This window comes from Spirosoma pomorum, assembly GCF_054776615.1.
The window spans coordinates 1,323,271-1,348,895 of the sequence record NZ_BAAHBP010000001.1 but is presented as its reverse complement, the minus strand read 5'-3'; the positions used below and the strand labels follow the sequence as shown (position 1 = coordinate 1,348,895).

Genomic DNA, 25,625 nt, shown 5'->3' with positions numbered 1-25,625 from the left:
GTACTATATTTTTGTTAAAATTTTGGGAAAGGACACGGGTAGCCCTTCCCCAAAAGCATTTTTAGTCGACAACTATTCGCTTGACGGCTCCGTCTTCATTCTGTGTAACAGTGACGAAGTACGTCCCCTGTGAATTTTTGCCAAGGTCAATTTGGCCGATAAACTCACCCGAGAAATCTTTGAGCTCCCGACGGGCGATTTCTTTGCCCTTCGTATTAGTTACAGTGATATTGACGTCGCCTTTGGCGGGAGCCGTGAAGCGAAGATTTAATTGATTGTGATCCGGATTGTTAGGGTAGGCATCCAAACCACGAATGGTCGACGGCTTGCTATTCATATTCCGATTCCAATCTTCGAATGGGCGAACGAATTGCCGATCCAGGTCCTTAAACTGAAATTGTAGCCGATCCAGATTGAGAGCGAGCGAATCAGCTCCCCGCCGAAGTTCGTACCGCCAGGTGCGATTATCGCCAAACGGTCCGTTGTTCGTTCGGGGTTGCCAGTTGCGCTGGGCCAATGCATCGCCCGGCACCCGATTACGTTCCCGAGTTACAATTCGATCGCCGTTGCTATCATCGACGATGATCGTCATTTGTCGATTGCGCTCTCCTTTGTGCGCTGCTTTCAAGGAGTCCACCAATTTCATTACCAGTTTATCACGTTCAGGATCTGACAAACCATCGATGCGATACGTGCGTTCAATTTCGCGAACCTCGTTGCCGTTACGTTCAATAACCCGAACGTTCATCTCGCTTTCTGAAGACTTTGGCGTGGTTGATTTGGCTTTCTGCGCTATGGCCACTCCACTGAGACTACCGGTAAGCAGGAGGACCGGAACGAACCGAGTCCAGACAAAAGCTGTTTTTTTCATGGTAAGAAATGGAATAAGCAAAGAAATAAATGGGCGGTAAGGAAGGTATCGATCAGCCTGTTAAAGTTTGTTAACGCCCAGTCGATTCGTCTGAGCATTTGTATTTTTACTGACCGTTCCAGCCACTTTCTCCATAGATGAGAAAAAGAAAGGAAGGTTGCATGCGTAGGAGAAAAAATGTCAAAACAACGGATACGATGGATCGTCGCGCTAATGACCGTCGGGCTTTTGGGCCTGGTTGGGCTGCAGCTTTACTGGATAGCCAGTGCGCTGCGACTCCAGCAGGAACAGTTTGCGTATAAAGTAACCGATGCTCTCCAGGAAGTAGTACGTACGCTGGAGCGTCAGGAAATTTTGTACCAGACGAAACAGCAAATTCACAGTCAGGAGCAGCAAGAGCGCCTGATGGCCATTGCTAAGAAAGAAGAAAAGAAGACTCCGGAAAAGGAGTCTGGATCAGAAACAATGGCAATGGCTCAGCGGGAAAAACCGGCAACCAGTTCAGCCTACTCAAGGTCGGGTAATTCTTTGTCAGACCGCCAGATGGGGCAGTCATCCGCGAGTATAGCGCCCGCTGGAGCTATGGTTGTGCAGTCGGATGTGCTTCACCCAACAGTTCGCCCCTTGACGGCCGAACAGATGATGATTGTCGAAGAGTTTTTTCGGCAGCAGGATGAGCTGATGGCTCTGGGCGACTGGCAGACCCGTCTGGCTCAACAGCAGCAGTTTGATCGTTGGCTTGAGCACATCATGAACGACGAGCTACATCGGATTAACGAGGAGGTAGCCGCTAAAACAGTTAAGCAGAAGGCTGATGCACAAGCGACGAAGGAGCGGCTCCGGCGTATCGCGCAGGTAAACAAAGCCCGTCGGAAAGATTCGATTGAAAAGGCATCGGCTCGCCTGGTGCAGGTGAACCGTCCTGCTAACATGAGCCAGGCTAAGGCTGAAGCGAATACGGATATGATCAAGGGGATGCTGAAAGGACTGCTTATGTCCGATCGCCCCGTTGCCGAACGGGTTAACCGGCTGGCACTTGATACGTTGCTTCGGCAAACGCTGATTGAGCGGGGTATCACGATTCCGTTTTCGTATGGGGTACGAACGCGCCAGCAGCCCAATTTTCTGTTCACCTCGCTCATGGCGGAGCCAGAGCAGTTGAATACCAATGGCTACAAGGCAGCTTTATTCCCAACGAACTTGGTCGAGACGGGTAACTATTTGTACGTTTATTTTCCGACCCAGCAGGCTTTCATTCTGGATCGGCTAGGCTTTACGTTCGGCGCGTCGGTTGTGTTAATCCTGGTCATTCTGGCTTGTTTCTATATCGCGATCAGTACCATCGTGCAGCAGAAGAAGCTGGCCGATATCAAGAACGATTTCATTAATAACATGACCCACGAGTTCAAAACGCCGATTTCGACGATCTCGCTGGCCGTGGAGATGGTACAAGACCAGTACGGGGGCGCTAATAAGGCAGCTGTTCCTGAGCCGGATCGATTGACGCGCTACATGGGGATCATCCGTGATGAAACGCGTCGGTTAGGATCGCACGTAGAAAAGGTATTGCAAATGGCTCTGCTCGACCGAGGGGAGATCCGATTAAAATTGTCCCAGGTCAATATCCATGACGTAATTGAGCGAGCCCTAAACACAATTGGTTTACAGATCGAACAGCGCCAGGGGGAAGTGGATCTGGATTTCGAAGCAGAAAATGAGATCATCGAAGCCGATGACGTTCACCTGACTAACATCGTGTACAACCTGCTGGATAACGCTATCAAATATTCTCCCGATCAGCTACACATTACGTTACAAACCCGAAATCTGCCCGATGGTATCAGCATCAAGGTAACTGATAAAGGATTGGGGATGACTAAGGAGCAAACGAACCGAATTTTTGAGAAATTCTATCGGGTGCCAACAGGTAACCGACACGATGTTAAAGGTTTTGGTCTTGGATTAAGTTACGTTCGGAAAATGGTCGAAGAGCATAACGGCCAGATTCGTGTAGAAAGCCAGCCAGGAAAAGGGAGTTCATTCGAAGTAATCTTACCATATAAACATGCGAACGAGTGAATGAGCGAAAGAGCGAAGCACGCGTCAGCCTTTCGCTCATTCACTCGTTCACCCTTTCGCTCTTTGAACCTATGCCGACCATTCTACTCGTCGAAGACGACCCCAACCTGGGGCAATTAGTTGAGGAATATCTGGAAATGAAAGGATACCCTACCGACCGCGTGACGGATGGTAACCAGGGGCTGCAACAATTTATGTCGCACTCGTATGACCTCTGCATCTTCGACGTGATGATGCCTAAGAAAGATGGCTTCACGCTGGCGAAGGAGGTTCGCATGTCTAACCGCGACGTTCCCATCATCTTTCTGACGGCCAAGTCGATGCAGGAAGATACCATTCAGGGGTTCAAGGTGGGGGGCGATGATTACGTGACAAAGCCGTTCAGTATGGAGGAGCTGTTGTTACGGATTCAGGCCATTTTACGTCGGTACCAGCGAACTGCTTCGGATAGCGTAGAGCCGACAACGTATCAAATTGGCTCGTTCTCGTTCGACTATCCGCATCAGCTACTTACCCAGACCGTAACGGGTGAAGACCCCCAACCCCAAAAGCTAACCAGTAAAGAGTCAGAACTGCTTAAACTCCTGGCGCAGAATCTAAACCAGCCCGTTAGTCGGAGCTTTGCGCTCAAAATGGTCTGGGGCGACGATTCATATTTCAACGCGCGTAGTATGGATGTGTACATCACCAAACTACGGAAATATCTGAAGAACGACGCGGCTGTCCAGCTCGTCAATGTGCACGGCGAAGGGTTTAAACTCATCAGTTAAGGAACAGACATCGGCTATCGGGCGTTAGTTTTGTGGTGGCAGATACGTAACGTTTTGTCTGCTGCCCGATCAATTATGAATATTATTCGTCGTCCGCGCCGGAATCGCCAGTCGGCTGCTATTCGCGACATGGTGCAGGAAACGCGCCTGTCTGTCACCGATTTCATCTTGCCAGTATTTATTGTCGACGGGCAAAACGTACGTACCGAAGTCTCATCCATGCCCGGTATTCACCGGTTGTCGCTTGACTTACTGCTGGAGGAAATTCAGGAATGTATGGACCTGGGCGTGAAGTCGTTTGATCTGTTTCCCAATATTGCCGAATCGAAAAAAGACAAGTACGCGACCGAGAGCCATAACTCAGATGGCCTGTATTTGAATGCTATCCGTGCGATCAAAGATCGTTTCCCGGATGCGGTGGTCATGACCGACGTAGCGATGGACCCTTACAGTTCCGACGGACACGATGGGATTGTCGAAAACGGTAGAATTCTGAACGACCCGACCTTGGAAGTGTTGGGTAAAATGGCGCTGGCCCAGGCGCAGGCGGGAGCCGATATTGTTGGTCCATCAGACATGATGGATGGTCGCGTAGGATATATACGTCAAATCCTGGACGATAATAATTTCCATGATGTAGCCATTATGGCCTATACGGCTAAATACGCCAGTGCGTTTTATGGCCCATTCCGTGATGCATTGGATTCGGCGCCTAAGTTTGGCGACAAGAAAACGTATCAGATGAACCCGGCTAACAGTCGCGAAGCTCTGATCGAAGCTCAGCTCGATTTTGCCGAAGGGGCTGATTTCTTGATGGTAAAGCCCGCGCTGGCGTACCTCGATATCATCAAACTCCTGAAAGATAACTTCCATCTGCCTATTACAGCCTACAACGTGAGTGGCGAGTATGCCATGATTAAAGCGGCTGCACAACGGGGATGGCTCGACGGCGACCGGGCTATGATGGAAGCCTTACTATCGATCAAACGGGCCGGTGCGACGTCAATTCTAACGTACTTTGCGAAGGAAGCTGCCCGTCTTATATGAACAAAATTTTAATCAGAAATACCCGCTTAGTTAACGAGAACCAGATTACCGAAACCGATGTCCTGATTGAAGACGGTTTTATTGCTCAGATTAAGTCCGGATTGTCAGATGAGGGAATCGCTCAGGTGATTGATGCTAAGGGACAGTACTTATTGCCTGGTGTTATTGATGATCAGGTTCATTTTCGGGAGCCGGGATTAACCCACAAAGCTACGATCCAATCGGAGTCCCGGGCAGCGGTAGCGGGGGGCGTTACTACGTTCATGGAAATGCCCAATACCGTTCCTAACGCGCTGACGCAGGAGTTGCTGGCTGATAAATACGCTATCGCAGCCGGAACGTCGATGGCAAACTACTCCTTCTTCATGGGAGCATCGAATGACAATCTCGATGAAGTGCTTCGGACCGATCCTAAATCCGTCTGTGGTATCAAAGTCTTTATGGGATCGTCAACGGGCAACATGCTGGTCGATAAAGAGCAGGTGCTGGAAGACTTATTCCGACAGAGCCCCATGCTCGTTGCTACTCATTGCGAAGACGAAGCAATGATACGAGCCAACACGGAACGCTACCGAAATCTGTATGGCGATGCTGCCCCAGCAGCTATCCATCCACTGATTCGTTCGGAAGAGGCTTGTTTGCTATCGTCCTCGTTGGCGGTCGAACTGGCTAAGCGTCACGACGCCCGGCTACACATCCTGCACATCACCACAGCCGACGAACTGGCGCTGTTTCGCAATGACATTCCGCTGTCGGAGAAACGTATCACTGCTGAAGTATGTGTGCATCACCTATGGTTTGATAGTCGCGATTACCTGACGTTGGGTAACCAGATCAAATGTAATCCGGCGATCAAAGCTGCTCATCATAAAGAAGCGTTGCTGGCAGCGCTGCTGGATGACCGACTGGATATTATTGCCACCGATCACGCGCCCCATACCTGGGCGGAGAAGCAGCAATCCTATTGGCAGGCGCCATCGGGTTTACCGCTGGTGCAGCATCCTTTGTTGCTGATGCTGGATTTTGTGGCGCAGGGAAAGCTGACGATTGAAACCGTCGTTCGAAAAATGAGCCATGCGCCTGCTGACTGCTTTCAGATTGACCGGCGGGGGTACGTACGAGAGGGGTATTGGGCTGACCTGGTTCTAGTTGATCCACAACAATCAACTACCGTAACGAAGCAGAATATCTTATACCAATGTGGCTGGTCGCCCCTGCTGGGGCATACTTTCGGCTCGACCGTGACGCATACGCTGGTATCTGGACAATTGGTGTATCAGCAGGGCCAATTCTTGGCTGATCGGGCGGGAGAGCGGTTAGCCTTTGCTCGGTAGCAAAAATTTTTTCGGGAAAGACTTGCGCGAAGGCTCTATCATATACTACCTTTGCAGTCCCAATAGTAAGGGGAACGAGTTGCCGAAGTGGTGAAATTGGTAGACACGCACGTTTCAGGGGCGTGTGTCTTTACGGACATGCGAGTTCGAGTCTCGCCTTCGGCACACAGAAAAGCCGCAATCATTTGTTAATCAAGTGGTTGCGGCTTTTTCCTTTTTACTCGTGTACGGAATGGTGTACGGAAAGCATTTTTTTTGATATAAAATGCTACTATAACCTATTCTCAACTTGTACGAATCTAAAAAATTTGCTTAGTCAAGTATTTAAAGAGTATTTATATGAATACATATTAATTTATTTAATTCTAAATAACAGTATTTATTTTGAACTCACAAAAAAAAGTGGAAAATTTTTTTAACACTTTAACAAAATAAAATGTAAATGACCAATTTGCCCCTAAAAGACAAACAGAATAATATTTTGAAAATATTATATTTACCTCTAAAATAATCAAATAATTTTTAGATTACTTGATTTTAGTTCTGATTGGTTGGAACCTTTAGACATTTCGCTTTAGTTGACGGTGTGAACAAAACAAATTTTCACTTTAAACGAATAGCGTATGATGACACAGATTAGCCGACAAATTACAGTTGATGGACTAGATGCCAAGACAATCTTTGACGAATTTCAATCCGTAAAGGAGTTTATAGCACAGTACTATACAGTTGCACCGAAGACAGAAAATGGTGATAACATATTGACGAGGGAAGAAACTGCTGAATTGCTGAAAATTTCGCTACCTACACTCACTGACTGGACTAACAGAGGCATTCTACAGTCTTACCGCCTTGGTGGTAATAAAGTAAGGTATATAGAAGGCGAAGTGCGAAATGCACTTGTTCCCATCAAGCGTTACAATAAGAACAAATAGATAGTAAACTCCTATAACAAGCAGAAAAACATATCAAAGATTGATAAAATAATCATATGATAGATAAAATAGCAATGAGATATAATGTAGGCTATGATACTGATATAGTAGAATTAGCAAGACATTTGAAGTGTAAGTATCCTTCTCATTACAAAGAAGAAATAAATGCAGAAGGAATAAAATCTTATCGTGCCGAAATCAACAACCTAAAAATATATATGAATGTAGATTATATATATATAACTGGTAGTCTAAATAGATTTTATTTGGGCAATAATGTGCAGGTATTACTAACAAAGGATATTCCTAAAGCTTTTGATTCAATTAATAGCGCCTTAGTTCAACTAATTGACATTAGAAAAGCATTTGTACTAAAAATGGAGATTGGGACAAATCTTCCAATGAAATACAAATGCTCAGAATATATAAGCAAAATTCACAGCAACAATTCTAAAAATGCTACACGGTTTAATGATCAAACCATAGATACTAGTAATGGCTCAAGAGGAATGATAATATACGATAAGACCGCTGAGGCCAAACAGAAATCAAAGAAAAACAAACAAAGCGTAGAGATTCCTGATAAGTTGTTACGATTGGAGGCAAAACTAAAAGCACGTCATGTGTTTCAAAAGCATTTTGGCTCAAATCTGCCAACTGTAAGCGATATTATTGAGCATATAGATTTGTTACCAGAAATATGGTATCAAGAGTACATCAAGCTGAACAAAGAATATAGCATAAGTACTAAGCCAATTGTAACTAAACAGGATTTATTGAACTATACCATAACAAAGGCGGGTTTCGATGACTGTATGTATACAATTAATCACAGTTACAATATAGGACTAATAAGTAAGCAGAGTAAAGCTAGATATGCCAAATCTGTGAAAAATGCCTTTGATGAATTGCGAGACAAATATGAAGAAGAGGATTTAATGAACGAACTAGATGAAAAGGTACTAGCGTGGTATAATCAAGTAAGAACAAGATAGATAAGCAAAAGGGGAAGATAACACTTCCTCCTTTTTATTAATCAAGACTTTATAAAATATTATTAATTTGTTAATATTTTGTACTATTCCGTTTTGAATAACTCTGAAATTGGAAGTTCTAAGGCATCTGCAACCTGTTTAAGGTAAAATACTGAAGGATTTACTTTTCCATTTTCTAACCTTTCTATACTCTGTCTATCTTTTTCACAAGCTCGTGCTAAGTCGGACTGACTCCAGTTCTTATCTGAGCGTAGTCTTACGATCTTGTCGCCTAATAGTTTTAAAAAGGTATACTTTTCCATTGCCAGAGCGTAGCTTCGGCAAATTGGTAACCATATAAAAAAAACTTGTCATCGAATCTGTTGACATATTGATATTGCGATATATTTGTGTGTTTATGGAAATCTATGAATGTTTGCTGTCTGAAAAGATAAAGGGAAATCTATAGGCATATGTATATTTTTAAACAATAAACTTCAAGCAGAATGTACTATTTTAAAATTACATTCACATTTTCCTTAGTAATTATATATGGTTTTACTTCCATGGCGCAAGTCCGAAAAAATAAGCAGAATAGTTATTCTGAGACACTAAATCAGTTGCAAGCTATCAAAGCAAAAAACGAAAAATTGAAAATACAGCATAGCCTAACTGTAGACCAATTAGTACTATTACAAGCGTGTGATTTAAATAAATTTGAAGAATATTTAACTGCTCGGAATTGGCAGTATTTAAATACTTCTCAAAGAGATGATGGAAGAACAGAAATTATATTTGTACATAATCTAATATCAAATAATGCTGCCTACTATCAAGTATCTTATATTTTTGATGAAACGAATACTCAAGATAAAGTTATAGCGTATCAACATGATAATAATGAAATTTATCGAATTGCAGTAAACCGTTTACCATTAATTGGCTTTAAAAATGATGGCACTATTACAAAAGATGGAGCTTTAGTTAAAACGTTTCTTAATAGTGCAACGAAAAAACATTTTGTTATAAATGTAAGAAGCGAAAATTCTGTATACGGTAAAAAGACTACATATACGATGTTTCCAATGGATGTTCCTGAGGATGATACCCACTAACTCATTATCTGTGATTTGAATAAGTACTAATAAAGTAGATGTATTAATAGTTACCGTAATATACTCATGTAACATACATACTTCTCTATGCTACTTATTGTTATTTAATTTTCATAATATGAAAATATGTTATTGTGATAGTTATATATTTCTATTTGGGACAATTTCTTTCAAGTTTGGGACATATTGTAGGTTTTCATAAATAAATGCCTTCCTTGCGATATACATTTTACAGAACATGAACAAAGGTTTACAACTACTCATTCTTGTATTAGCTTGTACAAGTCTATCCTGTAAACGGGATCAAAAAAAAATTGTAGAAGATTATCTACGATATAGTAATTCATACGACACTACTAGTGTGAAAAAAAGTATTGATGATAGCTTTATGATTTATAATAATCCTGTGAGCGAGAATCAAAATTTGAACTTAGCAGATTTTCAATACACAGGAGGTAAGATAGTATTATTTAGTATTAGCAAATCTGATTCTGTCATTAAAACGACTGAACAATGGACATCGGCTATAGATTCGTTACTTGATGTTAAAATAAAGCTAATAGTCCATAATTCATATAGATTTAAGAATAATAAAATAAAAAGCATTACTATAGATAGTGTAGAAAATGTGAGAGCTTATAAAGCTGAACAAACTAAGAATTCGATGGGCCTACTTGCCTACGTAAATGCCGAACATCCGAACTTTACTTCGAGTGATCGAATGAAAAATCTACTGAAACTGACAGCAGAGTATCACTCACTTTCTCCTTCTAAGAAAAAAGAATATTTAATAAAGTCTTTATTGAATGGAAGCAAATTTATAAGTAATAATATGTTTGGGATGGAATTAGATTTCAAAAGTAAAACAATAGTAGTAATCTCAACTATGGGCGTAAGAGTTCCAACTACTTATAGTATTGAAGAGGAGATGATATATATTAAACCGTTAGAAGGTAGTTTACCAATGCTTCTTTCATTTAAAGATAATAATACGCTAGTTGGAGATTACTTATTAGGAAAATATACTTTCTATAGATCAGAGTAAGTATAAAACTTCTGAAAGTAAGTAACCATATAAAAGAATATATTAAAAAAAGTAACGCTATAATAAGATAGTAACAAGTTTACTTTTTCTAGATAAAAGCGCTTGTGCAACAATAGTAGTTTATGTTTGTATTATATAAATTCTATCTCCTTATATTAATTAATTTGAAATTAGAAGTCATATTTTTCACTAAGTATATAAAAATAATAAGTATTTGTAATTTATTAGTTAAAATGAAAACGATATAATTTTCTGCTTAATTGTTATGTGTTTTGAATGAAAAATAGAAATAGTTAGAAACAATAAATATCAGTGTATCATTTTTATAAATATATGATATATATTGTTTGTGTTTTCGTTAATATTATAAGAGGTTAGCCCAATTTTTAAATGGCTCCCATAGCTATATGTATCAGACAAATCTACAAAACCTCTATTTAAAGGATATTTGTAGTTTATATTTAAAATAACATCAATATATTTCCCCCAAATATCAACAAAGTTTTTTGATTCTACGTAAGATATTATATAGTTATTTTCTAAACCATTAGGGTCGTAATCGAATATTTTATTTACATGTGAAGTTATTTTGTTCGTGTCTAAACTATACAGATTTAATCCTTCAATAATACTTAGTGCAATGCCATTATCGTCCTCAACTTTTATATCAATTTCTCCCTGGGATAATCCCGAAGGAGAACTACCCCATCTTGTTTGATCCTTTACTTTAAGACCTCTGTTAGAAAGTACATTGCTAATAAAACTATTTCTACTATCCTCTTTTTTATCAACTATTTTATAGTTTCCTTGTAATTGAGAACAAGCAATCATTAAGTGTTCAAAGGTTCTATCACCTTCGCGAATGCTATCGTACCCTCTCAATAGTTTAACAACAGGTATTTCTAACGCACTTTGATGACAGTCTATAGTTACTCTTTTATTCTTCTGAAATAATTTCAAAACACTAAACTTATAAAAGTATGGATGCTCATCATTTTTGCAGATTTTACAAATGCAAGGTACCATTTCAAAGTAATCAACATCTCTGATTAATTTAATTGAGGATAAAACTATTGAAAATTCTCGTCTTATTATTCCAAGTAAACTTTCTTTATCGTCACCATACACAAATATTTTTATTTTTCTGTCTATTTGATTGCCAATTATTAATGCAGTAGATTCTTCAAACCTTAGTACAACCCCATTTTTCCAGAGTTTACCTTTTTCAATAGAAGCAAAGTTTCTACAGATAAATTTTGGAATCAATCCAGCAGGCATAAATTTGAATTCATAATCAAATTTTAATTCTGTTTTTTTTGTTATTTTATTTATATCAAAGTCATTTTCTGTTGGTAATAATTCTGGAATTATATATTTAAACGTACCCAGTAGATTAAAGCATATTTCAAACCGTTCCATCAATCTTATTAATTCGATGTGCTTTGCTGGAGGGTATTGTTTTTTATCCCATACCTCCTCCAAATCTTCTAATGAAAACTGACCATCATTTCTTTGTATCTTCTTGCTATCAATTAATTTGTAAAAAGCGTTAGTGGCCCAATCTGGATTTAATATGACCAAGTTTTTTAATACTTGGTCGTGTTCATAATGTAATATGTCACCCAAGTCGTGAAAATATTCTGCTAAGTACTTTGCTCTATTTTTATTAATACCTTTTATCAAGCAGATCGTGGCATATTCATCATAAGTTATATAGTTACTATCTTGGGAAACTAGTTCTTGTCTAATATCAACCCAAACTTTAGGTAGTCTATCTCCTAAATGGGGTAATTCTTTAAAAGTATCTGCGATACCAATACTTAATTTATTTAAACCACTGTCATCTAGACAGCTTACTTGGTAAAAGCCTTTTATATTAGGAAATCTCTTTTGGAGGGATTTTTCATCTATATGTTTAGTTCTGACATCTGATTTATTCATCACAATTATAACTGGACTAGATTCGCTGAGAATATTTATTGTGTTAAACCAATATTCAAAGCTTCTATATTCTTCTTCTCTTCTTGCATCCCAGACAAAAATATAAATTGATCTTTTTGTTAGAAAGAACTGATGTGTTGAATAATATATTTCTTGCCCTCCAAAATCCCATATGTTAATAGTAGCCGTCTTATACGCATTATCATAATCATCAAATAAATAATCATCATTTAAGACATTTACGCCTTCTCCATATGAATAATAGTTATCATAAATTTCATCGTCAGAATAAGATATATCTACGTTCCATTTATTTATATTTATTCCATGTGTGGTAGGCTCTTTTCCTTCAACAAGTTTGTAGTGTTTATTTAATAGCTTTCTCATCAATGAAGTCTTTCCGACCTCTCCTTGTCCGACAAATATCATTTTTGCTTCAAATATTTTATCGGTTGTTTTTGATAAACGTACTTCTTGTGTGTAATTTTTTAACGCCGAAATTCCTTCTTCTAAAATTACATCAGGTATTCCATATATGAGTTCTCCTAGTTCGACATATTCCAAATCATTTAGATTAAACAAATCGTCTGGGATTTCTGTGAAATTATTGTTTGAAATATTAATTTCTCTGATAGGTAGTAAGCATGGATTTGGAAAGCCTAAGCCACTAGCTATAGTTAAATAATTATGACTTACATTTAGCTTTTGTAAGTTATGTAACTTATAGAGAACACTAGGAATATGAGAGAAGCTATTGTGGCTCAGATCTAGTTCAGTAATAAAGTCTAGTTCTCCTAATTCATCAGGCAAATCCCTGAGATGCAACCAGCTTAAATCTAGATACTGTGATTTAGATGATTTAGCTTTTGCTATTATATCATTGACTTGGTTATCCTGAAAGTTCATACGTATAGGTCCGCTGTTATTGAACGGGAGCGTTCTTTGTAAGATATTGACTGATTAATGACAAAGTTTCCTGAGTATCTATTTTTATGTATTTTAAAAATTCACTCTCTTTTTTGTGTCCAGTTAGTTTCATTATTAGTATTGTTTTCATTCCTCTTTTAAACATGTTAGTTGCAAACGATCTACGCGCAGTGTGTGTTGTAACTAGCATCCATTTTTCAACTCCATCAGATTTGGTATCCCATCCGTCAACTGTTTTTATTACCGATTTACCACCTTTTGTAGTATGCTTTAGAATTCTTTCGTTTATTGACGCCATAGCACAAATTTCTTTCAAATAATCGTTAGTCTTCTGGTTAGAAATACTTTCGGGTAAACAGTTATTGTACTTATCAAGAATTTCAATGATAATTTCGTTGACAATAGGTATATAAATTTTAATTCCCGTTTTGTGCTGTTTTAAGTCAAGATGTTTGTTTCCGTTTTCATCTATTTTTATGTGTTCTTTTTGTAAGTTTGAAAAGTCAGAAAATCTTAGCCCTGTCCAAGAAGCAAAGAGAAAAGAATCACGTACTTTATCTAATCGCACATTCTTAGATAGGTCTAATTCGTATATGCGTTGAAGTTCTGCTTCTGTTAAATATATATTTTCAACATCTTCTCTTAGATTAGAGAATTTACGATAGGCTAAGTTTGTCGTAAGTCCTTCATCAACTGCTGCGCTCATAAATCCTTTTACGTTTTCAATATATTTGCTTACATTATTAGTAGCATAGTTCTTTTCTATCAGCCATGCGGTAAAACTATTATAAAAATTGATATCTATATTTTCAAAAGATAAAGGGTATTTGTATGTTGTACTGAATGCTATTAAACCGTTTAAGGTTGTCTTATAACGCCGGACAGTGTCCGTAGATATAAATCTACCTGTCCTAGCTTTTGACCCACGGACTAAGCGGTTAGGACAGGTTTCAATATACCAATTTACAAAATCGATCAATGTTTTTGGCTTTTCATTCTGTACTACTGGATGTAAGTAGCCATCAATTTGCTTTTTCAAAGCCTCTTTTGTTAGTTGAACACGGTTAGCTCTAGCTTCATCTATATATTCTTTGATTGTACTTTCCAGCTTGTCAAGGAAGTAGTTGATTGAATCCCCATTAACGGCATTAACAACATTCTTAACACGTTGCTTAGAAAGACTCCATTGGCTAACCATTACTTTGTATCCTGTACCTATGTTCATTCGTTGATTATTGAAACGTATGATGCAGGTTATAGGCGTAAATCCTTTTGCTCTTTTATCTCTTAGAATGTATGTAACCGGGGAGATAGATGTACGTGGCATAGTATGAGAATGATTATTATACAAATATAATGTTGAATTGGTGTACGGAATGGTGTACGGTATTGGTTTATTTATCTTAATCTTACTTAATTATGTTTTATCTATAATTTAGGTAATAATGCCTTTCAATTGCAAAGAAGGCCGGTTTTTGACATTCAAGTACAGAGTATAGAAGAAAGAGAATTAAGTAGGTTCGAGTCTCGCCTTCGGCACACAGAAAAGCCGCAACTGATTTAATCAGTTGCGGCTTTTGTCATTTACGGCCATTAATCTGATATCACATAGAAACCTGACACTACAGTTACAATCAGTGACTAGAAACTAGAAATACTGTCTAGTCACTAGAAAAAGACAAAGACAGAATGTTTCGTGTTACTCTGATTATAAAAAATGCGTATTCTTGCCGACTTAAGTCAAATGGAAGATACATAACGAAGTAATCCATTGAGTTACTTGGCTATTGAAATAGCTGATTCGTGCTTTTTCGTTTAGAGGGACCATACTACGCTAGCGTATTCTGAATGCAACAACCAACCACTTCCACGTATATCGGGGAGGAATTAACACTCTTTGAAAAAGCCGTTAACTGGAAACGGTATTGGTCATCTTTCGTAACTCCTTATCTGGGAGATAATGTTCTTGAAGTAGGGGCCGGTCTGGGAGGTACTACGCGGCAATTGTGTACACCTGCGTTTAAAGGCCAATGGACATGTCTGGAGCCAGATAGTGAACTACTTACTCAACTAAATGGACAGCAGGAGCGGGGACTAATCCCTGCTGTGTGCAAAACACAACTTGGTACTACCGATGATCTACCTCCTCAAGGTATTTACTCAAGCTTGCTCTACATTGACGTAATCGAACACATCGAAGATGATGGAGCTGAGCTGAAACGAGCTGCTACGTTGCTGCGGCCCGGAGGCCACCTTATTATTTTGGTACCAGCTCATCAGTGGCTGTTCAGTCCGTTTGATGCTGCTATTGGACATTACCGGCGCTACAATAAGTCTCGACTATTGCAGGTGATGCCTCCAGAATTGAAACACGTACGGTTTCATTATCTGGATAGCGTTGGCCTGTTGGCATCTTCGGCCAATAAGCTAATGCTCCGCCAATCTCAACCAACCGCGTCCCAAATTAGTACGTGGGATTCGCTCTTAGTCCCCGTATCGACCGCTCTCGATCCCATATTGAATCGTTCGCTGGGAAAATCGCTTCTAATGATAGCCCAAAAGCCGTAGCATACCCTACGGCTTTTGGGCTATCATTAGCCGTTACCTACCTGGCCGTTCGGCTATGTTTACAACGTATTTGGTATACTGAATTTGACTGTGATCGGGATATGTACGGAATAGACCGATGCGGTACGTACCTGGTTTAACCAGCTCAGTAGGCATAGCCGCTGAAAAACCGGGAGCTGCCTGCCAGAACCGCCGTCCTTTAGGCCGATTGCGGTTGGCGAGCACCAGGAAAGTGTGGCTGTCAGACTTGAGAGCCAGATAAGTTGCCTCGTTCATGCCAATATGGTAGTCCGACTCCTGACTATCGACGACGACGTAATCCGACCGTTGGGTAATTTGCAGATTTATGCTTGAGTCGACTGCTGTTGCGGCTGCCATTAGTTTTTTCTCATCGGGCGTAATCGTAGGATCCGGAATGTCATACCATCCTTTATCATGCATTAGTTTCGTGAGCCCGCTGATGTAATCGGCTAGGGGCGTGTTCCAGGAGCCCCCCAGGCCAATATCGCTGTAGCGCTGATTAAAGGTCATTCCCTGCATATGTTTTCGGCGTTCGACAGCTTCAGGGACGTAAGTGATATAGGTGATTATGCTCACTACCAAGAAAAGTAACCATACTGCAGGCCACATCTGCATCCGTCTTGATTCGTGTAATTGGCTGAAAAGTAATGAACAGGCTAGCGCCCACAGAACTAAGGCATAGACACGGTAAGAGCTGTGTAAAACCATGCCGAAATAGAACCGAATCCGGAAAACAGCGATCAAACCAATGTTAGCGAGCAGGAATAGAAAACAGCCTGCCACGAAGACTTCGAAGAAGGAAAGTTTTCTTTTGGGCGATTGGAGAAGAATCTTGATAAACCAATAGGCTAGTCCCAGCACCAGAATTAACCCTCCCATAAAAGGTAGGTAGCTACGCTGCGCAACAGGGAGCATTGGTAACAAATCGAATACACTGCCGGCAAAAACCAGAAAACCAGCAATCGTCTGAAGCGGATGTTGGAGTACATAATCGAGGCCACTGGCATTTCCCTGCTGAACAGGATAGCCAAGGAAGTATAGGTATCCGCCTACTGAGCCAACTACTATCCAGATCCCGAGCGCCATCCACCGACGCTGAATAAATAACATACCTGCGCCGGCCGGCCATATCAACAGCCCATTTCCCATGCTAAACGTCGAGAAGAGCCCTGCGGTCAGTGCCAAACCAAAGTTTGTTGGACGATCCGTAGCTAATATGTAAAACGTGATCATGGACAGGGTAATGATGGCCAGGTACTGCAATGTGTAGAGTGCCGTAAAGGTCAGCAGGTAATCTTGTGCGGTAAATAGTAGAAGTGGCAGGGGAAGCATGCCTATTATAGCTTTGTCGCCCAAGGCCCGGGGAGTTAAAGCTGTACTGGAGAAATCGTCGGCATGGCGGAGCGCTTTATAAGCCAGCCAGAAAATAAGAACCAGACCTAGATTGCCCCAAAGCATCAGATTCGAAAAATTCAACCCACCCGTGAGCAGATACTGACTGAGGACAACTAACCGGGCGTAGACCAGCCGGTGCTCATTATTGGGACGGAACAGAGCGTCCAATTTACCACCTATGGAATCGGCAGTTAGAAAATTGTTCAGGAAAAAAGAAATACTCTCGTACTCGTCAAACCAGGGTATGTTGTAGCGAAGGGCAAAGAAGTAAACAAAAAATACGCAAATGGGCAGAAACAACAGCACTAGCGTCAGCGGGCGCCGAGCTAGCAACGTATACAATCGATTCATACGGGGCGACAGCGTCGGTTGGTCAAAGCGGTAAAATTCGCACGAGCTTTCCAATAAATAGCTAGCAGAGTCCCTTTAAAGACAGATAACACGAATCGATCTGTAAGAAACGAATATGAAAAGTATCTGATAATCAGCGGTATATCCATAGGCTAAGTTACTGGTTGGCCTATAGATCCTGTCATTCAATACAAGGTAACTGATCTATATCTGAGCTGATTGTTGAGAATTTATAGACGCTCTGCAATGACGGTAGCATCAAGTACGAGGTTTTACTTCTCAAGCCTTGTTTCGCCTTCACCCGGTAAAACAAGATCAATTTTTGGAAGAGAGTATATAATGCCGTCATATTGTCTCCATGAGTGAGCATCGGTACAGTAAAACAAAAGGAACGAGTCGATTGCTTGGCTTGAACAAACAGGATCACATCAATCTGAAAGAAAAGATCAAGTAATTTTTCGGATGAAGACGTCTTTCTAGGGCGTATTACTTACGCTTGCCAGCACGAGTAGTACTGCGAAAACAGCGTTAAACCAATCCATTTTAGCCAATTCCGTTTACCTCTTACGTATGAAATACATTCTCTGGATCTACCTGATACTGCTGGGTACGCAACTACACGCACAAAACCAATGGAGCACGCAGAAAGCCAACGACTGGTACAAGAAACAGGGCTGGGTGAGGGGGAGTAACTTTCAACCTAGTACTGCTATCAACCAGCTCGAAATGTTCCAGGCCGCTACGTTTGATCCGCAAACGATTGACAAAGAACTCGGCTGGGCTGAGGAACTAGGACTGAACGCCATGCGGGTGTATCTGCACCATGTTGCCTGGTCTAGTGATAAAGCTGGTTTTAAGAAGCGTCTGGACCAGTACCTTCAAATTGCGAACAAGCACGGCATTAAGACAATTCTGGTATTTTTTGACGATTGCTGGAATGATGAATACCGTCCTGGTAAGCAACCTGCCCCAAAACCAGGGGTGCACAACAGTGGATGGGTTCGTGATCCGGGCTCGATGCTGCTGAATCATCCCGACAGTCTGGGCGTGCTGGAACAATACGTAAAAGACGTCATGACGACCTTCAAGAACGACAACCGCATTCTGCTTTGGGATCTGTATAACGAACCGGGTAATAGCGGTTACCTAAACAAAAGCCTTCCCCTGTTGAAAGCTGTGTTTGGCTGGGCCCGTCAGGTCAATCCGTCGCAGCCGATCAGTGCGGGTGTCTGGAACTGGGACGCCGGCTTCAAAGATCTCAATAAATTTCAGCTCGAAAACTCGGACGTCGTTACGTATCACCAATATCAGTACATCGATAAGCACAAAGAACGTATTAATGAATTCCGGGCTTACAACCGGCCGCTGATCTGTACTGAATACATGGCTCGCCGGAATGGTAGTTTGTTTCAGACAATTATGCCGATGTTGAAACAGGAGAACATTGGCGCCATCAACTGGGGCTTTGTATCGGGGAAAACTAACACCATTTTCGCCTGGAATATGCCAATGCCGGACGGTAAAGAGCCGGAATTGTGGTTTCATGACATTTATCGACAGGATAAAACGCCTTTCAGCCAGGACGAGATCGAAAAAATAAAAGCGTTGACAGGGAAAAAGTAAGGTGCGTACCGACGTATTTACAAACACAAAAGGGCAATGGATATCCATTGCCCTTTTGTGTTTGTAAATACGTAACAATTAGCTCTTTGCCTTACCCGAATCCAGAAATGTAATAAACTGCTGGATACTCCGATCATAATTCTTGGGGGCTACTAAAAGCTTTCCCTCGCTGTTGACCAGGCAATAGTGCGGCTGAGCGTTGTTGTTGTACTTCGTGATTTGGAGATCGGCGTTTTGCGCGCCAATGGTTTTTTTAACTTTTCCGTCGTAGGTCGACGTGTACCAATCGCTTTCGGGCAATTCAGTTTTGTCGTCGACGTAGAGCGCTACAACGACAAAATCATTTTTCAGACGGGACAATACCGCCGGATCAGACCAGACTCGTTGTTCCATTTCGCGGCAGTTTACACAGCCATGACCTGTAAAATCGATGAAGACTGGCTTGTTATTTTTCTTCGCGTAAGCCAGCGCCTGCTTGTAATCAAAGAAACCTTGAAGGCCGTGTGGCAATTCGAAAAGATCAGCGTATTTGGGCGTTTCTCCGAGTTGATTGACTGGCTCTGCTCCAGCCGTTTGCTGGTTTGTCAGATTGAAGTCCTGCGACGTTGCCGGGGGGAGATAACCCGCCAGTGCTTTTAGCGGAGCCCCCCACAGACCAGGAACCATGTACACGACAAAGGCGAACGTAACGATGGCCATCAGCAGCCGGGGAACACTGATAGACGCCATCGGACTATCGTGCGGCAGCTTTACTTTGCCAAGGAAATAAAAACCGATCAGCGCGAAAATCACGATCCAGAACGAGAGAAACACCTCCCGATCGAGTAGGCCCCAATGGTAGACCTGATCGGCAATACTGAGGAACTTGAGCGCCAGCGCCAGCTCCAGGAAGCCAAGAATAACTTTTACAGAGTTGAGCCAGCCCCCCGACTTAGGCATGCTTTTGAGCCATTGTGGAAAGGCAGCAAACAGGGTAAATGGAATCGCAAAGGCCGACGAAAAAGCCGTCATGCCGATAATAGGTTTAATGACCTCTCCACCAGCCGAAGCGACCAGCAGACTTCCCACAATGGGACCGGTGCAGGAAAACGAGACCAGTACTAACGTAAAAGCCATGAAGAAAACGCCACCCAGACCACCGCGCTCGGCACGGGCATCAGCACCGTTGACAATTGAACTGGGCAGAACAATCTCAAACAAGCCGAGGAAAGAAAGGGCAAAAAAGACAAAAATAACGAAGAACAACACGTTCGGCAGCCAGTGCGTACTCACGAAGTTGGCGAAGGCGGGGCCGTTGATTCGAGAAACGACTGTACCGACGAGAACGTAAATTCCAATGATGGATGCACCAAATAATAAGGCTTTCCAGCGACCGCCCTGCTGGTTGGTAAAAAAGCTCACCGTCATTGGAATGATCGGGAACACGCAGGGCGTCAGTAACGCCACCAGACCTGACAGGAAAGCCGCTACGATAAAACCCGTCATCGAGTCATCGGTTGGCTGGGTGTCGGCGGCTGCTACGGCGTCGAGCGTCGCTGTTGGTGCCTGAGCGGCTGCCTGGACCGTAGGTGTTGTATCTCCCTCTGTCGCAGTTAGTGCAGGAGCGTTGGTCGTGTTAGCCGCTACAACGGTTTGCGACACCGGCTCTGTAACAGCAGACGTTGCTTTAGGGGCCGAAGCTACGGCCGCCGTGGTGGTGCTGGCTGGACCAGCCGTTACGGTTAGGCCCGCAATCGTAAAATCATCATTGCCGGGTATACACTGGCCATCACTATCCGTACAAACCTGGTAGTCAATGTTTCCGGCAATAATCGGTTTCTCTTTCAGGATCTTCACCCGCTGCACAAACTGCGCGGGGCCATGCATCAGGTACACATCGCCTTCGAAAACCTCCTCGAATTTCGTTTCTACCTTACTGGTTGGTTTAACACCACCCACCAGTTCATACGTATCATTCTTGGTGAAGCTGATAACGGTAGGTAGTGGTCCGTCAATCTTGGGGTTTACCTGCGATGAGTAAATGTGATAGCCGCTTTTGATAGTGGCCGTAAACTTCAGATCGACAATGTCGCCGACTTTTGCTGACGATTTGGCGGGTGCGTAAGTCCAACTGGCTGGTTTAAGGATCTGAGCAGTTGCTGCAACGCTGATTAGCAGTCCTACAACAAACGCAAAAAATGATTTCATACCGCTTTGGGTAAGTGTTGATTTGGTAGAACAACAAGTTTCGGGCAAAAACATTTCCAAAACTAGCGTATCCTGTTGGGGGACCGATAAGGACGCACGAAATTAATGCGTTAGGAGACATGCCTGTATGCTGCCACGTCCAAAAATTCATTCAGTGTATTTGAATAAGCTGTACTTTTGTATAGCCAAAATTGCTTTTAGCCAATTGACTATGACAACCGCTACAACATCGGCCCGCGATACCCAGATTTTTGATCTGATTGCCAAAGAACAACACCGGCAAGAGTCGGGAATTGAACTGATTGCCTCCGAAAACTTCGTGTCACCTCAGGTGATGGAAGCGGCAGGCAGTGTCCTGACAAACAAATATGCCGAAGGTCTTCCTGGTAAACGGTATTACGGCGGCTGTGAAGTGGTCGATCAGATTGAGCAGATTGCTATTGATCGTGCGAAAGAACTGTTTGGCGCTACGTGGGCAAACGTACAGCCTCACTCGGGTGCCCAGGCGAATACGGCCGTTTTTCTGGCCTGTCTCCAACCCGGTGATACTATTCTGGGATTCAACCTGTCGCACGGTGGTCACCTGACGCATGGTTCTCCCGTAAATATTTCGGGTAAATACTTCCGCCCAACCTTCTACGGGGTTGAAGAGGAAACCGGTACGATCAACTACGACGTCGTCGAAGAAACTGCCAAGCGGGAAAAACCCAAAATGTTGATTTGTGGCGCTTCGGCATATAGCCGCGACTGGGATTACGCCCGGCTGCGTACCATTGCCGACGAAGTAGGAGCCATCCTGCTGGCCGACGTATCGCACCCCGCCGGCTTGATTGCCAAGGGGCTATTGAACGATCCGCTGGCGTACGCGCACATAGTAACGACAACGACGCACAAAACGCTGCGTGGTACGCGGGGCGGTATGATCATGATGCGGAATGATTTCGAAAACCCATTCGGCATCAAAACGCCGAAAGGTGAAACTCGTCTGATGTCGTCACTGCTGGATTCAGGCGTGTTCCCCGGTACGCAGGGTGGACCATTAGAACATATTATTGCTGCTAAAGCAATTGCGTTTGGTGAGGCTCTAACCGACGATTTTTACGATTATGCTGTGCAGGTGAAAGCCAACGCGCAGGCAATGGCCAATGCCTTTACGAGCCGCGGGTATAAAATTATTTCGGGCGGTACAGACAATCACCTGATGCTGATCGATCTACGCTCGAAAGGGCTGACGGGTAAACTGGCTGAAAACACGCTGATCAAAGCCGATATCACGATCAACAAGAACATGGTGCCGTTCGACGACAAGTCGCCAATGGTTACGTCGGGGATGCGCGTGGGAACGGCAGCGATGACTACTCGCGGTTTGAAAGAATCGGATATGGAGCAGATTGTCGTATATATTGACCGCGTGTTGATGAACCACGACGACGAGGCTACCCTTTCGACCGTAAAAGAGGAAATCAACGAGTGGATGAAAGCATTCCCGCTCTATAAAAGTTAATTTTGAATGAGCGAATGAGTGAATGAGCGAATACCTTCCGGCAGCCTAGTACTTGCGTCAGCCTATTCACTCATTCACTCAATTACTCATTCACTCATTCATTAAACCGATGCCACTAGACCAATTGACCGACGAAGAAATTGACCAAGAAGGCAAAGAGATGTCCTTTCTTGATCACCTCGAAGAACTTCGCTGGCACATTGTACGAGCCGCCGGGGCCATCCTGGTGTTCATGCTTGCTGCCTTTGTCTACATCGAAGAGATTTTTGATAACATTCTGCTGGCCCCCGCTAAGACCAACTTCTGGACCTACCAGCAGATGTGTAAACTGGCGGATTATACGGGCTATGCCGATTTGTGCGTCAAAAGTCTTGACTTCAAGTTACAGGCACTCGGCTTTTCCGATCAGTTTACGATGTCGATGACGTCGTCGTTCTTCATTGGTCTGTGCTTCGCGTTTCCCTACGCGTTCTGGGAGCTATGGCGTTTTATCAAGCCAGGCTTGCGGCAGTCGGAAAAGAATGCAGCCCGTGGTGGTGTCTTTTACGTGTCGTTCCTGTTTCTGCTGGGATTACTGTTTGGTTATTTCATCGTAACACCCCTGGCCGTAAATTTCCTGGTGAACTACCGGCTTTCCAGCCAGATTCAAAACAATATTGACATTACGTCCTATATCTCGACGATCGTTACGCTGTCGCTGGGTTGCGCCCTGATTTTTCAGATGCCAATTATTGCTTTCGTGTTGTCGAAAGTGGGCGTGCTGACACCGAAGTTTATGAAAGAGTATCGGAAACACGCCTGGATTGTGATTCTGATCGTGGCGGGTATCATTACGCCATCGCCTGACCTATACAGCCAGGTTCTGGTGGCGCTACCGCTGATGCTGCTTTATGAAGTAAGTATCATTGTTTCGGGCTCAATTGAACGGGCGCGGCTGAAAGAGATGCGCGAATTAGAAAAGTAAACGCTCATTCGGGCGCTTGTTGATAAATCAAGTACATCGGATGGCTGCTCGCTGTCCGATGTTTATTTTTTCTAGCCATGGAGTACGATTTTAAAAAATACCACTACCGGTCAATGAATGCGGCCGATGACGCTGAACGGGCGGCTATCAATCAGGAGTTGAAAGATTTGTACAACTCGCTCTCAAAAGAAGAACAGGTCGAATTCAACCAGCGGCTTCAGTCTTTTCTGGCCAAAGAGATGGGCCGTATTAAGTCGAACTACGAGTCAATAAAAGGAAACATTGAGCCAGAACAATAGCCTAATACTGTAACGAATCATGAAAGAATCCATCAAGTCACTGGCGAAGCAGTACGCTGCCGATATTGTCCAGACTCGTCGCCATCTCCATGCGCATCCTGAGTTGTCGTTCAATGAGCACAATACGGCTCGTTTTGTCGCTGATCAGTTAAAAGCAATTGGTATCCAGCCGCAGGAAGGCGTTGCTGATACGGGACTGGTTGCAATCATTGAAGGCCGTAACCCAAGCCAGCGAGTAGTCGCCCTCCGGGCCGACATGGATGCGCTGCCCATTCACGAAGCAAATGATGTACCCTATAAGTCAACCGTTGAGGGGGTTATGCACGCTTGTGGTCACGATGCACATACGGCATCGCTATTGGGCGTAGCGCGTATTCTAAACGTATTGCGCGATCAGTTCGACGGAACTGTTAAGCTGGTTTTCCAGCCGGGCGAGGAAAAAGCACCGGGAGGAGCGTCGTTGATGATCAAAGAAGGCGTGCTGGAAAATCCCGCACCAATCAGCATGATTGGTCAGCACGTAGCGCCGAATATACCAGTTGGTAAGGTTGGCTTTCGGGAAGGGATGTACATGGCCAGCACCGACGAGATCTACATGACAGTACGAGGCAAAGGCGGCCATGCGGCTATGCCTGATAACTTAATTGATCCCGTTCTGATTGCCTCGCATATTATTGTTGCTCTGCAACAGATCATCAGCCGCAACCGGCCACCTGCCAGCCCATCGGTTCTTTCGTTTGGCCGTTTTATTGCCGATGGCGTAACAAACGTCATTCCAAACGAGGTAACCATCCAGGGTACGTTTCGCTGCATGAACGAGGAGTGGCGCGCTGAGGGCCAGAAGCGTATGAAAAAAATGGCCGAAAGTATGGCTGAAGCAATGGGAGGAACCTGCGAGTTTACCCTTGTTCATGGCTATCCGTACCTTAAAAATCATCCCGAACTAACTCGCCGGACGCGCGCGCAGGCGGTTGATTACATGGGGGAGGAGAACGTAATTGATCTGGACCTGTGGATGGCAGGTGAGGATTTCGCTTTCTACTCACAAGTTGTCGATTCCTGCTTCTACCGACTTGGTACCCGTAATGAAGCACGTGGTATTGTATCAGGAGTTCACACGCCAACCTTTGACATCGACGAGGCTGCACTGGAAACGGGCGCTGGCCTGATGAGCTGGTTGGCCGTGCAAGAGCTACAGACGATTTAATGCAGTAAGGTTGCTACTCAAGAAGCCGATCACTATCGAGTAATCGGCTTCTTGTTTTTGCCGAAAGAATATAGTGTGTCAAACTAGTTGATGGTCGCTGGGCAAATCAACCCTGATAACGTACATAGCCCGGAAGACAATAACGTCACCTTACGTAACGTCGCAAACAGGTACACCTTTGCTTTGTGGCAGGCTGTCGTCCTGACTTTCAACCGCTCGCTTAACAGACTGCTACACGCGTAAAAAAGGTCGCTAAAAATAATTCACGCAGCGACTTATCTACTCTAATCAACAACGAGTTAAAGCTAGCTCGATTAAGCCTGAGTGTTCAAGTAGGCAAAGTGAAGTCAAACCGAAAATAACGATAGAAGATTCGGGTTTGTTGGGTGCCAGTAGCCATATTGTTGGCTACTGGCCCTATTTATTTATTGAGTAGCTTATCAGGCTGTAGAATTTTCAAAAACTCGA

At 43.1% G+C, this 25,625-nt stretch carries 20 protein-coding genes and 1 tRNA gene; 15 read left to right on the top strand and 6 right to left on the bottom strand.

Going from position 1 to position 25,625, the window contains the following annotated elements; translation table 11 throughout:
- Positions 1-61: 61 nt before the first annotated feature.
- Positions 62-871, bottom strand: a complete 810-nt coding sequence (locus ACYVAD_RS05565) for a T9SS type A sorting domain-containing protein (RefSeq protein ID WP_461138461.1) — start codon at positions 869-871, stop codon at positions 62-64.
- A 177-nt stretch (positions 872-1,048) separates the two neighbouring features.
- Between ACYVAD_RS05565 and ACYVAD_RS05560 the strand changes: the two genes are divergently transcribed.
- The 7 genes from ACYVAD_RS05560 (at position 1,049) to ACYVAD_RS05530 (ending at position 8,031) form a co-directional block, all read left to right on the top strand.
- The gene (locus tag ACYVAD_RS05560) at positions 1,049-2,950 is read left to right on the top strand and encodes a sensor histidine kinase (RefSeq protein ID WP_461138460.1); all 1,902 of its coding nucleotides are present in this window, start codon (positions 1,049-1,051) and stop codon (positions 2,948-2,950) included.
- Positions 2,951-3,021: 71 nt separating this feature from the next.
- Positions 3,022-3,720, top strand: coding sequence for a response regulator transcription factor (locus ACYVAD_RS05555; RefSeq protein WP_461138525.1), 699 nt, complete (start codon positions 3,022-3,024; stop codon positions 3,718-3,720).
- Positions 3,721-3,795: 75 nt separating this feature from the next.
- Positions 3,796-4,767, top strand: coding sequence for a porphobilinogen synthase (hemB, locus tag ACYVAD_RS05550; protein ID WP_461138459.1), 972 nt, complete (start codon positions 3,796-3,798; stop codon positions 4,765-4,767).
- Positions 4,764-6,101 carry a dihydroorotase gene (locus ACYVAD_RS05545; protein ID WP_461138458.1) on the top strand — a complete coding sequence of 446 codons (1,338 nt, stop codon included), beginning with the start codon at positions 4,764-4,766 and terminating at the stop codon, positions 6,099-6,101. The genes hemB and ACYVAD_RS05545 overlap by 4 nt, the downstream gene beginning before the upstream one ends.
- 81 nt (positions 6,102-6,182) lie before the next feature.
- Positions 6,183-6,266 (top strand) — tRNA-Leu (locus tag ACYVAD_RS05540).
- Between the two features lie 458 nt (positions 6,267-6,724).
- On the top strand, positions 6,725-7,036 hold the full coding sequence (locus ACYVAD_RS05535; protein WP_461138457.1) for a helix-turn-helix transcriptional regulator: 312 nt from the start codon (positions 6,725-6,727) through the stop codon (positions 7,034-7,036).
- A gap of 56 nt (positions 7,037-7,092) precedes the next feature.
- Positions 7,093-8,031 (top strand): phage/plasmid replication domain-containing protein, encoded by a 939-nt coding sequence (locus ACYVAD_RS05530; protein WP_461138456.1) that lies wholly within the window; start codon positions 7,093-7,095, stop codon positions 8,029-8,031.
- A gap of 83 nt (positions 8,032-8,114) precedes the next feature.
- Here ACYVAD_RS05530 and ACYVAD_RS05525 read toward each other — a convergent pair whose 3' ends face one another.
- Positions 8,115-8,333, bottom strand: a complete 219-nt coding sequence (locus tag ACYVAD_RS05525) for a helix-turn-helix domain-containing protein (RefSeq protein WP_461138455.1) — start codon at positions 8,331-8,333, stop codon at positions 8,115-8,117.
- 243 nt (positions 8,334-8,576) lie between these two features.
- On the opposite strand from ACYVAD_RS05525, the gene ACYVAD_RS05520 reads away from it, so the two are divergent.
- Positions 8,577-9,125 (top strand): hypothetical protein, encoded by a 549-nt coding sequence (locus ACYVAD_RS05520; protein ID WP_461138454.1) that lies wholly within the window; start codon positions 8,577-8,579, stop codon positions 9,123-9,125.
- Between the two features lie 238 nt (positions 9,126-9,363).
- Positions 9,364-10,170, top strand: coding sequence for a hypothetical protein (locus ACYVAD_RS05515; RefSeq protein WP_461138453.1), 807 nt, complete (start codon positions 9,364-9,366; stop codon positions 10,168-10,170).
- 309 nt (positions 10,171-10,479) lie between these two features.
- On the opposite strand, the gene ACYVAD_RS05510 is transcribed toward ACYVAD_RS05515, so the two are convergent.
- Together ACYVAD_RS05510 and ACYVAD_RS05505 are read right to left on the bottom strand one after the other, a co-directional pair.
- Positions 10,480-13,017: a COR domain-containing protein gene (locus tag ACYVAD_RS05510; protein WP_461138452.1), complete on the bottom strand. Its 2,538-nt coding sequence runs from the start codon at positions 13,015-13,017 to the stop codon at positions 10,480-10,482.
- Positions 13,018-13,033: 16 nt separating this feature from the next.
- Positions 13,034-14,365, bottom strand: a complete 1,332-nt coding sequence (locus tag ACYVAD_RS05505; RefSeq protein ID WP_461138451.1) for a tyrosine-type recombinase/integrase — start codon at positions 14,363-14,365, stop codon at positions 13,034-13,036.
- A 521-nt stretch (positions 14,366-14,886) separates the two neighbouring features.
- Here ACYVAD_RS05505 and ACYVAD_RS05500 point away from each other — a divergent pair.
- On the top strand, positions 14,887-15,606 hold the full coding sequence (locus tag ACYVAD_RS05500) for a class I SAM-dependent methyltransferase (protein ID WP_461138450.1): 720 nt from the start codon (positions 14,887-14,889) through the stop codon (positions 15,604-15,606).
- A 33-nt stretch (positions 15,607-15,639) separates the two neighbouring features.
- On the opposite strand, the gene ACYVAD_RS05495 is transcribed toward ACYVAD_RS05500, so the two are convergent.
- Positions 15,640-17,373: a hypothetical protein gene (locus ACYVAD_RS05495; protein ID WP_461138449.1), complete on the bottom strand. Its 1,734-nt coding sequence runs from the start codon at positions 17,371-17,373 to the stop codon at positions 15,640-15,642.
- Positions 17,374-17,943: 570 nt separating this feature from the next.
- On the opposite strand from ACYVAD_RS05495, the gene ACYVAD_RS05490 reads away from it, so the two are divergent.
- Entirely contained in the window at positions 17,944-18,996 is a 1,053-nt protein-coding gene (locus tag ACYVAD_RS05490) for a cellulase family glycosylhydrolase (protein ID WP_461138448.1), read from the top strand.
- Between the two features lie 78 nt (positions 18,997-19,074).
- Here the strand turns inward: ACYVAD_RS05490 and ACYVAD_RS05485 are convergent, their stop codons facing one another.
- On the bottom strand, positions 19,075-21,183 hold the full coding sequence (locus ACYVAD_RS05485; RefSeq protein WP_461138447.1) for a protein-disulfide reductase DsbD family protein: 2,109 nt from the start codon (positions 21,181-21,183) through the stop codon (positions 19,075-19,077).
- Between the two features lie 211 nt (positions 21,184-21,394).
- Between ACYVAD_RS05485 and ACYVAD_RS05480 the strand changes: the two genes are divergently transcribed.
- From ACYVAD_RS05480 to ACYVAD_RS05465, 4 genes are all read left to right on the top strand, one after another.
- Entirely contained in the window at positions 21,395-22,687 is a 1,293-nt protein-coding gene (locus ACYVAD_RS05480) for a serine hydroxymethyltransferase (RefSeq protein ID WP_461138446.1), read from the top strand.
- 109 nt (positions 22,688-22,796) lie between these two features.
- On the top strand, positions 22,797-23,651 hold the full coding sequence (gene tatC / locus ACYVAD_RS05475) for a twin-arginine translocase subunit TatC (RefSeq protein WP_461138445.1): 855 nt from the start codon (positions 22,797-22,799) through the stop codon (positions 23,649-23,651).
- A 77-nt stretch (positions 23,652-23,728) separates the two neighbouring features.
- Positions 23,729-23,950 carry a hypothetical protein gene (locus ACYVAD_RS05470; protein WP_461138444.1) on the top strand — a complete coding sequence of 74 codons (222 nt, stop codon included), beginning with the start codon at positions 23,729-23,731 and terminating at the stop codon, positions 23,948-23,950.
- Between the two features lie 19 nt (positions 23,951-23,969).
- Positions 23,970-25,157 (top strand): M20 metallopeptidase family protein, encoded by a 1,188-nt coding sequence (locus ACYVAD_RS05465; RefSeq protein ID WP_461138443.1) that lies wholly within the window; start codon positions 23,970-23,972, stop codon positions 25,155-25,157.
- The last annotated feature ends 468 nt before the right edge of the window (positions 25,158-25,625 follow it).